9 protein-coding genes and 3 pseudogenes are annotated in these 15,118 nt (G+C 67.3%); 6 read left to right on the top strand and 6 right to left on the bottom strand.

What is annotated here, in order from left to right; genetic code table 11:
• Positions 1 to 93 precede the first annotated feature (93 nt).
• A complete protein-coding gene (locus IM25_RS17845) occupies positions 94 to 1,224 on the bottom strand; it encodes a tyrosine-type recombinase/integrase (RefSeq protein WP_065996203.1) in 1,131 nt (376 codons plus the stop codon).
• A complete protein-coding gene (gene pepN / locus IM25_RS17840) occupies positions 1,221 to 3,713 on the bottom strand; it encodes an aminopeptidase N (protein ID WP_033098389.1) in 2,493 nt (830 codons plus the stop codon). The genes IM25_RS17845 and pepN overlap by 4 nt, the downstream gene beginning before the upstream one ends.
• A gap of 165 nt (positions 3,714 to 3,878) precedes the next feature.
• Here pepN and IM25_RS17835 point away from each other — a divergent pair.
• A pseudogene (locus tag IM25_RS17835) lies at positions 3,879 to 5,274 on the top strand (IS1380 family transposase).
• Between the two features lie 156 nt (positions 5,275 to 5,430).
• Here IM25_RS17835 and IM25_RS17830 read toward each other — a convergent pair.
• Together IM25_RS17830 and IM25_RS17825 are read right to left on the bottom strand one after the other, a co-directional pair.
• A protein-coding gene (locus tag IM25_RS17830) for an IS5 family transposase (protein WP_157126963.1) occupies positions 5,431 to 6,236 on the bottom strand; the annotation gives its coding sequence in 2 pieces (ribosomal slippage) (positions 5,431 to 5,570 and positions 5,570 to 6,236; 807 coding nt in all).
• A 68-nt stretch (positions 6,237 to 6,304) separates the two neighbouring features.
• The gene (locus tag IM25_RS17825; protein WP_024102494.1) at positions 6,305 to 7,543 is read right to left on the bottom strand and encodes a PucR family transcriptional regulator; all 1,239 of its coding nucleotides are present in this window, start codon (positions 7,541 to 7,543) and stop codon (positions 6,305 to 6,307) included.
• Positions 7,544 to 7,870: 327 nt separating this feature from the next.
• Between IM25_RS17825 and IM25_RS17820 the strand changes: the two genes are divergently transcribed.
• The 5 genes and pseudogenes from IM25_RS17820 to IM25_RS27655 all read left to right on the top strand — a co-directional run bounded on the left by IM25_RS17820 (position 7,871) and on the right by IM25_RS27655 (position 12,905).
• Positions 7,871 to 8,959 carry an esterase/lipase family protein gene (locus IM25_RS17820; RefSeq protein ID WP_231913120.1) on the top strand — a complete coding sequence of 363 codons (1,089 nt, stop codon included), beginning with the start codon at positions 7,871 to 7,873 and terminating at the stop codon, positions 8,957 to 8,959.
• A 906-nt stretch (positions 8,960 to 9,865) separates the two neighbouring features.
• A pseudogene (locus IM25_RS27660) lies at positions 9,866 to 10,024 on the top strand (helix-turn-helix domain-containing protein); the annotation flags it as partial.
• 297 nt (positions 10,025 to 10,321) lie between these two features.
• Positions 10,322 to 11,410, top strand: coding sequence for a lipase family protein (locus IM25_RS17815; RefSeq protein WP_052040142.1), 1,089 nt, complete (start codon positions 10,322 to 10,324; stop codon positions 11,408 to 11,410).
• A gap of 50 nt (positions 11,411 to 11,460) precedes the next feature.
• Positions 11,461 to 12,626 (top strand): IS3 family transposase gene (locus IM25_RS17805; protein ID WP_112320133.1). Its coding sequence is split into 2 segments (ribosomal slippage): positions 11,461 to 11,733 and positions 11,736 to 12,626, totalling 1,164 coding nucleotides; the frame shifts between segments, so codons are not numbered across the junction.
• 45 nt (positions 12,627 to 12,671) lie between these two features.
• Positions 12,672 to 12,905: a lipase family protein gene (locus IM25_RS27655; protein WP_033098207.1), complete on the top strand. Its 234-nt coding sequence runs from the start codon at positions 12,672 to 12,674 to the stop codon at positions 12,903 to 12,905.
• Positions 12,906 to 13,025: 120 nt separating this feature from the next.
• Here IM25_RS27655 and IM25_RS17795 read toward each other — a convergent pair.
• Positions 13,026 to 13,544: pseudogene (locus tag IM25_RS17795) on the bottom strand (DDE-type integrase/transposase/recombinase); the annotation flags it as partial.
• A 22-nt stretch (positions 13,545 to 13,566) separates the two neighbouring features.
• The gene (locus tag IM25_RS17790; RefSeq protein ID WP_033098206.1) at positions 13,567 to 14,790 is read right to left on the bottom strand and encodes an IS110 family transposase; all 1,224 of its coding nucleotides are present in this window, start codon (positions 14,788 to 14,790) and stop codon (positions 13,567 to 13,569) included.
• Between the last annotated feature and the right edge of the window lie 328 nt (positions 14,791 to 15,118).

Below are 15,118 nucleotides of genomic sequence, written 5' to 3'. Positions count from 1 at the left end.
CCTACGAGCGTCGGGCGACGGCCTGGGCTGGTTCCATCGTCGATTCGGGTGGGTTCGGCGTCGCTGAGTGGGATCGGATCCACCCGGATCCGTTCACAGGCCGAGTTGGGTGACCGCGTTGCCGACGAGACCGGCGTGGTGGCGGCTGTACAGCGCGACCATCCGTTCGTCAGCGTGTCCGGTCTGCGTCATGATCGTCTGTGTGGTCGCGCCGCCGCGCACCGCCTGGGTGACGAACCCGGCCCGCAGGCTGTGCCCGCCCAGGGTGGCGACGAGGTCGTCGCTGAATCCGGCGCGGCGGGCGCGGCGCTGGATCATCGAGTGCACGGACTGCCCCGACAGCGCGGTCGTCCCCACCGCGCCGCTGTGGTGCACCGGCCGGAACAGGGGCCGGTCGCCGTCCTGCGTGCGCCCGGCCGCCAGACCGCGGCAGCAGTGCTCGGCCGGGTCGGCCGCGGCGGTACCGAGCAGGTCGACGACGGCCTCGCGTCCGGACTCGTCCCACGCGTCGAGCACCTCCCGCCAGCGTCGACAGGCACACACCGGACAGGTGTGCGGATCGGACCCGTACGGCAGGGTGACCGTGCGGCCGCGCGCACTGCGGTCGGTCTTGGACCGGCGGACCGTCACGTAGAGCCCGTCGGCGCGGTGCGGGACGACGTCGGAGACGACGAGCCCGGTGAGCTCCGAGCGGCGCAGCGCCCCGGCCAATCCCATGAGCAGCAGCGCCGCGTCGCGACGTTCGGCGACGCGTTCGGCCCACCCTCCGTCGGCCGCCTCGACGCGCATCGCGGAGAGGATGGTGCGGATGTCGTCGGTGAGCAGCGGGGTCCGGCGCGCCGGCGGGGGGGCCCGATCGCGTCGGATGCCTCGCAGCAGGTCCCGGACCGATTCGTGCCCACCGGGTTTCGGTAGGCCCGCCAGGGCGTGCATCTTGTTGATGGTCGACACCCAGCGCGACAGCGTCGACGGCGCGTACGCCCAGCGTCCATCGGGGCGCACTTCGGCGGCCTTCTCGGTGAGGAACCAGCTCAGTTGCTCGGCGGTGGCCGGCATCGGACTGTGCCCGGTGCGTTCGCACCAGCGGGTGAAGATCGTCCAGTCGCCGATCTGGGCGGCGCGGGTGTTCTCCGAAGTCGCCTTCTCCCGCAGCCGCCGCATCGCGGTGGCGACCGTGTCCGGGACCGCGGGCCCCTCGGGACGGGGCAGATCCGGGCTGGTCACGGCGTGTTGATCCTCTGGACACGCAGGTCGCGGGCGAGATGATCGCGCTGTTCGATGACCAGGCGCCGCAGCGCGGCCGGGGCATCGGTGTGGGCCTCGAGCCAGGTGTCGACGGGTTCGAGGCTGTCGGCCGCGGGAAACAATCCGACGACGATGCGGCGGGCGATCTCGATGCTGCGGCTCGTCCACGTCTCACAGAGCACCGCGAAGTAATCGGTGTCGTAGGCGGAGATCAGGTCGCGGCGCTCCCCGGCGCGGAACCCGGCGATGGTCGCGTCGAGGTGGTCGTTGGTGAGGGTGTGGTCGGCGAGGATCGTCGCCCACGCGTGCGCCTTGACCTCGGCGCGCGGGCGAGAGGCGAGCGCGCGCAGGTGCGCGGTGCGTCCCGAGGCGGTGTCGTCGTTGCGCAGTTCCTCGTCGAGGTCGGCCTCGTCGGCGTCGCCGGTCGTGGTCAGCGCTGCCCACCAGCTCCATCGCAGGTCGGGGTCGAGGCGCAGGCCCTCCGGCGGTGCGAGGTTGCCGCACAGGATCGCTCGCAGGTCGGCGGCGTGCCGGTCGTCCACGCTCGCCGCGACACCGAGCGCGCGGGCGAATGCCAGCTGGGCGTCGCTGCCGGGTGCGACACCGTGCATTCCGTCCCAGACCGCGTCGAGCCAGCGACGCCGCGCATCGGTGCGCGCCGAGTCCGGCACATAGTGTTCGACGGCCTGGGCCGCGTTGGCAAGCACCGCGGTGAGCAGCGCGATGTCCGCCTCGTACGGGGCGAACCCGGCGGCCATCGACAGATAGCGGTCGACGGCGAGTTCCCCGTCGCGGGTCGCGTTCCACAGCGCCGACCACAGCAGGCCGCGCGCGAGCGGTTCGCGGACGCGGTCCAGGGAGGACTCGACCGTGTCGAGCGACCGCGTGTCGAGGCGAACCTTGGCGTAGGTGAGGTCGTCGTCGTTGAGCAGCACCAGCGCCGCCTCGGGCAGGTCGACGGGGGTGCGTTCGTCGGCGAGGTCGACCTCGACGCGGTGGGTGCGGACGAGGTCGCCGGAGTCGTCGGAGTCGTAGCAGCCGACGGCGAGGCGATGCGGGCGCGGATCGCCCTGCACGATCTCGTACCCGGTCCCGGACTCCTCGAGATGCAGGGTTGATACGCCGGTGGTCTGCAGCCACGCCTGCGCCCACGACGTCAGGTCGCGGCCGGAGGTGCTCGACAGTTCGACGAGCAGATCGTCGAGGGCGGTGTTGCCGAAGGCGTGCTTGCGGAAGTACCGGCGGGCACCTTCGAAGAAGGCGTCGCGGCCGACATAGGCCACGAGCTGCTTGAGCACGCTCGCGCCCTTGGCGTAGGTGATGCCGTCGAAGTTCAGCTTCGCGGCCTCGAGGTCGACGATGTCGGCGACGATCGGATGCGTCGTGGGCAGCTGGTCCTGCAGATACGCCCAGGCCTTGCGGCGGTTCGCGAAGGCCACCCACGCGTCGGTGAACTTGGTGGCCTCAGCGCTGGTGAAGGCGCCCATGAAATCGGCGAACGACTCCTTCAGCCACAGGTCGTCCCACCACTTCATGGTCACCAGATCGCCGAACCACATGTGGGCCATCTCGTGGAGGATCGTGTTCGCGCGACCCTGATGCTGGGCGGCGGTGGCGGCACCGCGGAAAACGTACGCCTCGGTGAAGGTGACGCAGCCGGGGTTCTCCATCGCACCGAGGTTGTATTCGGGCACGAACACCTGGTCGTACTTGCCGAACGGATACGGATAGTCGAAGTGCTCGGCGTAGAAGTCCATGCCCTGCCGGGTGACCTCGACGATCTCGTCGGCGCCGAGATGCTCGGCGAGTGACGCGCGGCACAGCACTCCCAGCGGCACCGTCAGCTCGTCGCGGCTCCACGACGCGTCGACCCGGTGGTACGGGCCGGCGACGATCGCGGTGATGTAGGTGGAGATCGGCTGGGTCGGCGCGAACGTCACGGTCTGGGTGTCGTCGCGCTGCACCGTGCGCTCGGCGGCCTCGTTCGAGAGCACCTGCCAGCGGCGCGGGGCCGTGACCACGAAGGTGAACGGCGCCTTGAGATCCGGCTGTTCGAAGCACGCGAACACGCGACGGGCGTCGGCCGGTTCGTACTGGGTGTAGAGATAGGTTTCGCCGTCGACGGGGTCGACGAAGCGGTGCAGCCCCTCCCCCGACCGGCTGTACCGGCCGGTCGCGACGACGGTGACGACGTTGATCTCCTTCAGACCACCGATGGTGATCCGCGCGCCGTCGTAGACGACGGGCACGAGCTCACCGTTGATCGTCACCGACTCGACGGAGTCGCCGATGAAATCGAGCCAGGCCTCGTCGGTGGAGGCGGTGAATTCGAGCGTCGTGACCGTGGGGAATCCGGTGCGTCGGGCGTCGACGGCACCCCGCAGGTCGAGTTCGACGCGGTAGGAGTGCACGTCGAGTGCGCGGGCGCGCGCGGCGGTTTCGGCACGGGTCAGATTCGCGGAGCTCACGAGTCCCGATCCTGCCATCACGCGCCCGGACCCGGCGGTATTAGCCTGAATCCACCGATGCCCCCGGCGGGTAGCGGCGTGTCGAAATAAAGAAAGCGCCCCCTGAACTGGGATGATTGATGTTCTTCACGCACAAACCAGTCCAGTTCAAGAAAGGCACTTCCAGTGCAAGTGTCCCACACGTTCAACGCCGAGTCCGCACTGTTCGACGACGACAACATCGTGTCGTACGGCGGCCTGATACCGGTGATGACCTTGGCGCAGCTGACAGGCCTGTCCGACCTGCTGACCGAGAAGATCGCGATCACCACCTCGAAAGTCAAATCCGGGGCAGCGAACCCCGCTCCGAAACTGACCACCCTGATCGCCGGAATGTGCGCCGGCGCGGACAATATCGACGACGTCGACGTGCTGCGCTCCGGTGACATGACCACCTTGTTCGACCGGGTATACGCACCATCGACCATCGGAGCATTGCTGCGCGAGTTCACCTTCGGACACGCCCGCCAACTCGAATCGATGCTGCGCGCACATCTGGCCGCACTGGCGAACAGGGTCGAACTGCTGCCCGGACGTGCGCGCCAGATCTATCTCGACATCGATTCGCTGCTCCGTCCGGTCTACTGACACGCCATACAGGGCGCGAACTACGGGCACACCAAGATCGCCGGCAAGCAACTACTCCGCAAAGGTCTGTCCCCACTGGCCGCGGTACTGAGCACCGACGACTGTGCCCCGGTGATCGCCGGGATGCGGCTGCGCTCCGGCAAGACCGGATCCGGCACGGGTGCCGGGCACATGATCGCCGGAGCGATCGCCACCGCCCGCTCCGTCGGCGCAGCAGCACAGATCCTGGTACGCGGCGACTCGGCATACGGCACCCGCAAAGTCGTCCGCGCCTGCCTACGCGCCAGCGCCGAGTTTTCACTGGTGATGACGAAGAATTCGGCGATCACGAAGGCGATCGCCACGATCGATGAGAACGCATGGACGCCGGTGCAGTACCCGAATGCGGTCCGTGACCCGGGCACCGGAGCATGGATCTCCGACGCTGAGGTCGCCGAAATCCGTACACCGCGTTCGCCTTCACGAAGGACCGGACCACCGCCCGACTGGTGGTGCGCCGCGTCAAAGACGCCCGCTACCTCGACGCTCCGGAACCGGTGTGGCGGCATCACCCGTTCTTCACCAACTCGGTCCTGCCGACGGTGGAGGCAGACCTCGTCCACCGCAAACACGCGATCATCGAAACAGTGTTCGCTGACTTGATCGACGGTCCACTCGCCCACATCCCGTCCGGGTCGTTCGGGGCGAATTCCGCGTGGGTGCTCTGCGCTGCGATCGCCCACAACCTACTGCGCGCCACCGGCATCCTCGCAGGTGGGCGGTACGGCCGTGCCCGCGGAGCGACGCTGCGGCGGCGGAGCGACGCTGTCCCAGCTCGTCTGGCTCGGCCGCAACGCCGACCGGTCCTGCATTTGCCCAGTTACTGGCCGTACGCATCGCGATCGTTGCAGTGTGGCACAACACGATCGGATATACGCCTTTGGTGGCTGCCTGAACCCGTCCATCTCCGACGCTGTCGGCTGACCTCGTTCGCAGTGGAAAAGCTGGGTAGACCAGTGGGTACCGCATGCCCGCAGTCGCTGTCATGCACGCCGGTCAGCCGCGTGCCCGCTTCACCAGCGAGTCGGTGGATTCAGGCTAAGAGCATGTCTCATTTGGTCAGTGTCTTGAAGGAGGTCAACGCGGCAGCGAGTTGGAGAAGGGAAGCGAGGTTCTCACCGTGACGTTCGTAGCGCATCGTCAGCCGGCGATAGCCGCTCTGCCACGCCAGGGTGCGTTCGATCTTCCACGGTAACGGCCGAGGCGCTCGCTGCTGTCGACGCCGCGGCGGGCGATGCGTGGGACGATGCCCCGTGCCCGCAGCCTCCGGCGGTGTGCGGGATAGTCGTAACCCTTGTCCGCCCGCACCCGGCCGGGCCGGCGACGACACGGACCACGACGCGAACGCACCGCCGGAATCGCAGCAACCATCGGCTGCAACATGACACTGTCATAGGTGTTCGCCGAGGGCACCGCCGTGACTAGGGGAATGCCATCGGCGTCGGAGAGGATGTGGATCTTCGAGCCGTTCTTACCTCGATCGACCGGGCTGGGACCGGTCAGAGAGCCCCTTTTCGCCCGGACGTGCGCTGCGTCCAGGATCGCGGCGGACCAGCCCAAGTCCCCGTCGGCGCCGAGCCGATCGAGGACCCGGCGGTGCAGCTCGTCGAACACCCCAGCCTTGACCCAGGTCGTGAACCGTCTGTGCGCGGTCGGAACACTGACCCCGAATGACGGTGGCAGGTGCCGCCAGGCACAGCCGCTGGTAAGCACGTAGACGATAGCGGTGAACACCGCCCGATCATCGAGTGCCGCCCGGCCGCCGCCCTGCGGCCGCGCCCGGAAGCCAGGCAGCAACGGTTCGACGATCTCCCACAACGCATCTGGCACCAGCCGGGAAGACAACGCATCGACCACGACGGTGCATTATGCCGCACAAACGATCTAGTCCATAAGAGACATGCTCTAACTGAACGGTATTGCGGCTAGGCCGCTGGTGGCCCAGTGGGTGTGTAGAGGCGATTAATGGTGAGGGCGGCAGCGAGTAGGCGGGAGTTGCTTGGTTCGCCGGGGTCGATTCCGGTGAGGTCGCCGACCCTGCGCAGCCGGTAGCTGAGGGTATTGGGATGGACGTGCAGATGTGCGGAGGCGCTTTTGCGGTCGGCTCCGAAACGCAGGTGCGCTTCGAGTGCTTCGAGCAGATGCGGTGCCCCCAGCAGCGGCACGATACGGGCCGCGAGCCGGTCGCGGGCCGCACCGGGCCGGGTGAGCTGGTACTCGAGCAGCAGGTCATCGAGGCAATACGCGCCGGGGGGTCGGCCCAGGGTGCGTGCGAGGGTGGCGAGTTCGGTGACCTCAGCCGCGGCGTCGGGTAGCTGCGTGCGCGGCACCGCGACCGATTCGGCGAGATAGATTACCGCACTGAGCTTCTCGGTGAGTATTGAGCTCAGGGAGTCGGTGCGCAGCCCATGCCCGGGGTCGGTGTGCACCGGGATCAGCGCGACTCCGGTGGAGCCGTCGAAGGAGACCAGCGCGGTGCCGTTGCTGAGTGTGTCCAGGGTGTGGTGCAGAATTCGGATCCGTCGCCGTGCCAGCAGGTCTGCGGTCGCGGTGCTCGGGTCTTCGGGTCGGGCGTGGATGGCCAGCACGGTGTAGGAGTCGGTCAGCGGGGTGTCGGCGCGGGCGGCGAGCGCTTCGACGGGTCGCCCGCGTAGCAGGGCCGAGCACAGTTCGCGGCGGGCTTCTCGGTCGGCGTTGTGGATGGACTGGCCGACCTCGGTGTAAGTCTCGGTCACGGTGATGGTGATGTTCTTGAGCAGGTCGAGCAGCCCGGATCCGATCGCCACCAGTTGGTCGATCTCCTCGGGTGCGGCGAGGGTGGCGGCCTCGGCGAGCACCGACTGGGCCGAGTTGTGGATGGCTTCGATCAGGCTCGCCAAGGGGAACCGGTCCTCGGCGTGACGTTCGGCGACCGGGGCCACGAAGTCGGCGACTTCGGCGCGGGTCAGGGCGCGGCCCTCGCTGATGGCTTGCAGGACCGCTCGTCCGCAGGCGTAGATGGAGGGCAGTACCTCGGGGCGGAAATGTCCGTCGGGTAGATCCGCCGCTGGTGGTGTGGCCCCCAGTCCATCGGCGAGTATCCGTTCAGCTATCTGCGGCCATCGGGGCAGCAGACGAGTGAGCAGCAGGGTGTCGGTGGCGAACGGCGGTGGAGCGGAGGACATGCAGAGATTGTGGCCCGCGACATCGAAAAGGGACACCCCGGCGAACGATCAGCGAGATGGTTTGTCTCCATCGACAAGAACCGCTTGCAGTAGTTCGTTCGTGCGTGCAGTGACGGCATCGGCCACCCGGTACAAACTCGCTGTACCGCCAAAGCGCAGCGGCTTTGATCACGCAACAGCCGCACTATGCGCCGAGCCACATGACCTGGTGTGGCGCTGCGAGGAGTAGATGGGAAGTACACATAAATGCTTGCAACGAGGCGACACTTGCGCTGGACGGTCTGCGCCGCGATCATTTCGTGCGTAGCGCTGGCGCAGAGTCCCGGAGTGGGAACCGCCGATACGGCGCCCTCGGCAGAAGCCGAGCTGGCGGCCTTCGCCGACACCCTCTCCGAGGGTCTTGCCCCGGCCCCCGACGGCCGCCAACCCAAGGCGATTGTCGATTCGGGCAGCGGATCGAGCAGTGGCTCCGGTAGCGGCTCGGGGTGGGGCAGCAGCACCGCTGCGGCCCCCGTCGGGCAGGGCCCGGAGCTGAGCGCGCCGCTGGCGGCCTTCGCCCACGGGCTGCTCAACCCCGATGTCGCCCCGGCCGGGGCCAACAAGTGGGACTGCAAACCCAGTCCTGAGCATCCGCGACCGGTAGTGCTGCTGCACGGCACCTGGCTCAACGCCTTCGACACCTTCTCTTTCCTGTCCCCGCAACTGGCCAGGGCCGGTTACTGCGTCTACGCGCTGAACTTCGGCAAGTCCGGTCTCGTGCAGGGCGGTGGAGTCGGGGCGATGCTGCCCGGCCGCTACGGTGTCGGGCCGATGGAGGAGTCCTCACTACAGGTCGCCGAATTCGTCGACCGTGTACGCACCGCGACCGGGGTGGACAAGGTCGACATCGTCGGGCACTCCCAGGGCGGCACCGTGGCCAACCACTACCTGAAATTCAACGGCGGCGCCGAAAGGGTCTCCAAACTCGTCACGTTCGGCGCCACCCACCACGGCACCACGCTGATGGGCATCGCCACCCTTGGCCGGACCATCAACAACCTCGGGGTCAACATCCTCGGGTTCGTCGAACCTATCGCGGGCATGTCGAATATCCAGCAGGCCGTCGGCTCGCCGTTCTACGCCACCCTCAATGCGGGCGGCGACACGGTGCCCGGGGTCGACTACACCGCGGTGGCCTCGCGCTGGGACGAGGTCACCAACCCCTACGACTGGGCATTCCTGCGCGCCGGCACCGGAGCCACCGTGCAGAACATCACCTTGCAAGAAGGGTGTGAACAGGACCTGTCCGACCACCTCACCATGATGTACTCGCCGCGCTCGGCGAGCATCGCTCTGAACGCCCTGGACCCGGCCGCCGCGACAGCGCCGGTGTGCACCTTCAACCCGTGGCTGATCGGCGGTGGCGGCAAACTATGACCACCAGCGTGACCGCGGGTTTGTGCGCGGCCGCACAGACCGAGAACATCGTGCGGCAACTGCTCGAGCGGATCCGCCGTCACAGCGGGCCGGGGGATCCGCTCCGCGAGGAGATCAACGCCGTCGTGGCCGGATGCCTGGACCTGGTGGCCGGCGAGGCGATGGCCCCGAGCGCCAGGATGGAACGCATCCACCGCGCCGCAGCGCGGTGGGCCGGAGTCGGGGTGCCAATCGAGACCGTGCACCGGCTCGTGCGCGAAGGCTTCCGACTCCACCTGGACACCCACCTCGACGATCGCCAATCACCGCCGCTGCGGCGCAATCAGATCGATCAGCTGATAGGGGCACAGAACGCGGTGAACGCGACCATGGCCAGAGCGTATCTGGAAGTTGCGCCAAGCACCGGCCCCGCACAGCAGCGGGAAGTGGCGCGTGCTCTGTTCGGTGGCCGCCATCCTGACCGGGTATCGCTGGAACACGGTGTGCCCCTCACACAGTGCTATACCGTCCTGGCGGTCGCGGCCACCGACGCGCGCGGTGCCCGGGCGATGGGCGCGTTTGCAGGAGTTGCCCGCGAGACAGTGCGGTTATCAAGTGCCGGCCTTGCTCAGCGAGTTCGGTGGCACAATCTTGGTCCCGGGCACGATCGCGGACGCCGAGGAGGGGCTGTGCACGTTCCTGACTCGGGTGCCACTGACCGCGTCGGTGGTCCGGGCCGACCCCCGCGGCGATACCCGCCGTCGCGGAGACCTCGCACGACCTGCTCGATGTGGCTCGCTGGGTTTATGGCAGCCCCGGGCTCTACCCGTTCGAGGATCTGGCCCTGGAATACCAGCTCACCCGGCCGGGCCCGACCCGTGACAGCCTGGCCGCCCTGCTGGACCCGAGCCCGAGCACCCGGAACTCTTGCAGACTCTGCGTGTACACATCAGCACCGATCTCAATCGTCGACTCAGCGCGCGGGCCATGTGCGTCCACGCGAACACCGTGGACTACCGGCTACGCCGGATCGGCACGCTGACCGGGCTGAACTGCACTCGTGCGACCGGGGTGTGGCGCTTGCGTGCGGCCCTGATCGCACGCAACTCTCCACCCCAGTCCTCGATGGCGCAGTGTTCGAACCACAACGCGCTGCGAGCAGCGATAACACTGCCCTCCGGAGTTGAGGCCCCCAGTGCCCGGCCAATGCCGACGTCGAGCCTGCCCCGCGGGTGCAAACGAAACGATCGAACTATGTTGAAAGACAATTTTTTCTCACCACCAGTTCTTGCTAGGTTTGGGGTGTGCATACGGTCGATCGGCCGACTATCCCCTTTGCTGTATCGGTACCCCGACATATGGGCGCGCGAAAGGACCACCAGGATGAGCTCGCCCAGCGTTTCCGATGCTGCGCCCCCGACGCTCACCGACCATCCCGCCGCCCGAGCGACCCGCCCGGAAAACGACGAGTTCTACTGCCCACCCCCCGATCTTGCGGCCCGACCGCCGGGCGCGATCCTGCGCACACGCGTCACCGAGATCGCCTTGTTCGGTGTCATCGCTCAGCGGTTCCCTGCCTGGCAACTGCTCTACCGCACCAGCGATCTGCACGGGACCCCCGAAGTCGCCGTCACCACGGTGCTGCTACCGGCCGACGCCGAGGCCATAGCCCGCCCGCTGGTGTCGTTTCAATGCGCGATCGACGGTGTCGGGTCGAACTGCTTCCCCTCCTACGCCCTACGCCGGGGCGCGCGAGCGCTTGGCGCGATTCCGCAACTGGAACTACCGGTCATCGCCGAAGCCCTGGCCCGAGGCTGGGCGGTCTCGATCCCCGATCACGGAGGCATGGGCGGGCATTTCGGGGTCGCGCGCGAACCCGGCTATCGCGCCCTCGACGCCGCCCGCGCGGCACTGGCCTTCGAACCACTGGGCTTGACACCCACCACCGAGGTCGGCCTGTGGGGCTATTCCGGCGGAGGGCTGGCGACCGCGTGGGCGGCAGAAGTCGCCGCACACTATGCTCCCGACCTCAATATCGTCGGCGCGGTCGCGGGCTCGCCCGTCGGTGATCCCGGGGCCACCTTCGTCCGGCTCAACGGCTCACTGCTGTCCGGGTTCTCCACGGTCTGTGTCGCGGCATTGCAGCGCGCCTACCCAGAACTCGAGCAACTACTGGCCAAGCACGCCAAACCCGAATTCCATACCCTCCTCGCCGACGCCGCCTCACGCACCACATTGGCACTGTTGTCACGATTTGCGGGCAAAAACCTGGACCGCTACAGCGAGTCCAGCTTCGCCGACCTGCTGAACCTGCCCGAGATGCGCGCCATCCTCGACGACATCCGTCCCGGGCTGCACGCGCCCTCGATGCCGGTCCTGGTCATTCAAGGTGTCAACGACGAACTGATCGCCGTCCAGGACGTGGACCGCCACGTCGAGCGATACCGGCGCGCGGGACTGCTGCACGGATAGGTGACATCTGAACTGTGGTGCCGTGAGGCACTGCTGGAAGGATGGACCCCGTGCCCAAGCCCTATCCGAAAGAGTTCCGCGACGACGTCGTCCGCGTGGCCCGCAACCGCGAACCAGGTCAGCACCTGCGGCAGATCGCCGCCGACTTCGGCATCAGCGAATCCTGCCTGACCAACTGGCTCAGGAATGCCGACGTCGAGGACGGCACCAAGCCAGGGACGACGAACGAGGAGTCCAGAGAGAACCGCGAGCTGAGAAAGCGGATCCGGTTGCTTGAGCAGGAGAACGAAGTGCTGCGGCGGGCCGCGGCGTATCTATCACAGGCGAATCTTCCGGGAAAATGATGTACCCGCTCGTCCGCGAGCTGGCCGCCGGCGGGATTCCCGTCGCGGTGACGTGCCGGGTTCTGGGGATCGCGCGCCAGCCGTACTACCGGTGGCTCGCCGACCCGGTCACCGACGCCGAACTCGAGGAGGCGTACCGGGCGAACGCCCTGTTCGACGCCCACCGCGAGGACCCGGAGTTCGGCTACCGGTTCCTCGCCGACGAAGCCCGCGATGCGGGCGAGTCGATGTCGGACCGCACGGCGTGGCGGATCTGTTCGACCAACAGGTGGTGGAGTGTGTTCGGCAAGAAACGTGGCTCGAAGAAGGGCCGCTCCGGGCCGCCGGTGCACGATGATCTCGTCGGCCGCGTCTTCACCGCGGATGCTCCAAACACTTTGTGGCTCACCGATATCACCGAACACAGAACCGAGGAAGGCAAGCTCTACCTGTGTGCGGTCAAGGACGTGTACTCGAACCGGATCGTCGGCTACTCGATCAGCGATCGGATGAAATCCCGTCTGGCTGTCACGGCCCTCGAATCGGCAGTGGCACGGCGGGACTCGGTTGCCGGATGTGTGGTTCATTCCGACCGTGGATCGCAATTTCGCAGCCGGAAATTTGTCCGCGCCCTCGCCCGCCACGACCTGGTCGGATCGATGGGTCGGGTGGGTGCGGCCGGCGACAATGCCGCGATGGAATCGTTCTTTGCGCTGCTCCAGAAGAACGTCCTCGACCGGCAGAGATGGGCCACACGCGAGCAGTTGCGCATCGCGATCGTGACTTGGATCGAGCGGACCTATCACCGCCGGCGACGTCAGCTCCGGCTCGGCAGATTGACGCCTGTCGAGTTCGAGACCATCATGACCACACCAGCCACACAGGCTGCGTGACCGAATCTGTCACCGGATCGTGCAGCAGTCCCCGCCGGCGCACACGTGCGCTACGTCCGCGATCGTCTGAGTACGCACCTCGCCCTGCTCTACCTCGGCACCCCGATGACGATGGCTTGGCTGGCCGATCGATTCGGGGGTAACCCTCTGCCGCCCAGCACCACCACGACGGTGTGGTCGCTCACCTGGCGCGGATGCGATGTCGCGGCCCACCTACGATTCGCCGCAGTGTTCGTCCGGATGCTGTGCAGCAGGACTATCTCCCAACGTCACAAATAGGAAGGCACACTCCCGGCGGGTTCACGGACTCGTTTTGGTGGGCACGGGCTTCTCACAGCACCAGCATTATCCCGGGATAACGGCTTGCTATGAACCATCCCGGGGTTCATGCACACACTGTCATTTGTGTGCGACCGGTTGATCGGCACGGTGTTCAGCGTAGTACCTGGCTTCGTACTCGGCCGGTGGGATCCGCCCGAGGCGATGCATAAGCCGGCCGGTGTTGTACCAGTGCACCCACGCAAAGGCAGCCTCCTCGACGTCACTGATGGTGCGCAACGGGCCCTCGCGGAACGGGGAATCGTCGGCGATGCACTCGGTCTTGTAGAGCCCGATCGTCGTCTCTGCGAGAGCATCATCGTAGGCATCGGCCACCGAACCTATCGACGGCCGAATCCCTTGCAGGAACAGGGTTTCCCCGAACCAAAAAGCCGTATACTGCGAGCCCGCATCTGAGTGGTGAATAGTTCTCTCGCGCAACGGATTGCCGTGCATCGAGTGCAGCATGCAGGCCTGATTCACTGCCCGCTGCACAAACGCGGTCTCCTTCGACGTCGACACCTCCCAACCGACGATCGTGCCGGCGAACGCATCGATCACGAACGCCGTGTACGCGAAGCACGGCACCATCCGCACGTAGACATCCCACGCCGGTCAGCTGTCAAGCGGCGGCCGGATTCGGGCCGTCGTGAGCCTGGGGCCAGGCGGCCCGGTCGTCCCATGCCTCGCCGTGCTGCAGGCACCACCACAGGCGCCCGAGGAGCTTGTTGGCGAGGTTGCGCAGCGCGGCGTTGTGGTGGTCCCCGGCGGCTCGGCGTTTGTCGTAGTGGGCGCGGGCGCCGGCGGACTTGGTAAGCATCGCGAACGCCCACCAGTGGCAGGCGTCGCAGAGCAGCTTGTTGCGGACCTTGCGGGCCTTGACGTAGTGCGAGCGTCCGGAGGCGCGGGTGATCGGCGCCGTGCCTGCGAACGCCCGCAGCCCGGCTGGTGTGACGAATCGGGTTTGGTCGTCGCCGATTTCGGCGAGAACCCGGGCGGCGAGAATTGGCCCGAGTGCCGGGACCGAGCGCAGGATCGGTGCCTGCGGGTGCGTGTCGAAGACGCGGCCCAGTTCCTTCTCGAGGTCGTCGACGGCCCGGTGCATCGAGTCGACGATGCCGAGCAGCCCGGCGACCGCATGGCCGAGGGAGGCCTCGACCTGCGGCGGCTGCCGCAGCGTCGGGGCCCTCAGGTCGGTGAGAATCTGCTCGACCAGGCCGGGGTCGTTGCGGCGGCCGCAGCGGCGCAGCAGGGACTCCAGTCGGTGCCGGGTCAGTTTCTGCCCCGCCTCGGGGGTGGGCGCCGCCGTCAGCACCGTCAGCGCGGCACGGTGCTTCAGGTTCGGGAATGCTTGCAGCGCAGCAGGGTAGAACTTGAGCAGTACCGACCGGAGGCGGCTGATGGTTTGGTGCAGCGCCCAGATCGCCTCCTGATGCTGACGGGCCAGGGCCTTGACCGCCCGCCCGTGTTCGCTCACCGCCGGGAGCACCCGGTGCACGTCCGGGTCGGTGCGCAGGACGTTCGCCAGGACCGCGGCGTCGCCGGGATCGGACTTGCCGCCGGCCTGCCCGTGGCGTTCGCGGTAGCGGGCCACCGCACGCGGGTTGATCGGGTAGATGGTGAACCCGGCCTCGGCGAGGGCGACGACGAGCAGATTCTTGTCGGTCTCGATGGCGACCGGGGTGCCTTCGGGGGTGCCTCCGTGCTCGGCGATCATGCGCAGTAGGTCGTTGAAACCAGTTGCGCCGGTGTCGATTCGTGCTCGTGCGACGATGTGTCCGGTGTCGTCGGCGAGCGCAACGTCGTGGTGGGATTCGGCCCAGTCGATCCCGCAGTTGATCCCCATGTGCGGCCCCTTTCGTTTCGGCGTTCCCTTGCGGAGCTCCAGGTGGTGCGGCGACCTAATGGACAGCGCTCGCGGCGCGGCATCTCACAAGCCGATCACGTTCCCGGGGGCGACTGGCAGGGCCACCACCGTCTACCTTTCAGACCTCTCACGCAGTCCGTGTCGTCAACAGCAGTGGTCACCTTCCAGCAGCTCACTGCTACAGCCTGCGCCCGGATCGGTGAAATCTCAGTGACCACCTGCCTGTCGCTTCCTCGTGTCGGATCGGGGTCCGACCCTCCCATTACGTGAAGTCGGCGACATAGAGCGCGTCGGGCCGCTCGACCCG

The organism is Rhodococcus sp. p52, from assembly GCF_000763325.2.
Classification (GTDB): Bacteria; Actinomycetota; Actinomycetes; order Mycobacteriales; family Mycobacteriaceae; genus Rhodococcus; species Rhodococcus pyridinivorans.
This window is presented reverse-complemented; position numbering and strand designations above follow the sequence as displayed.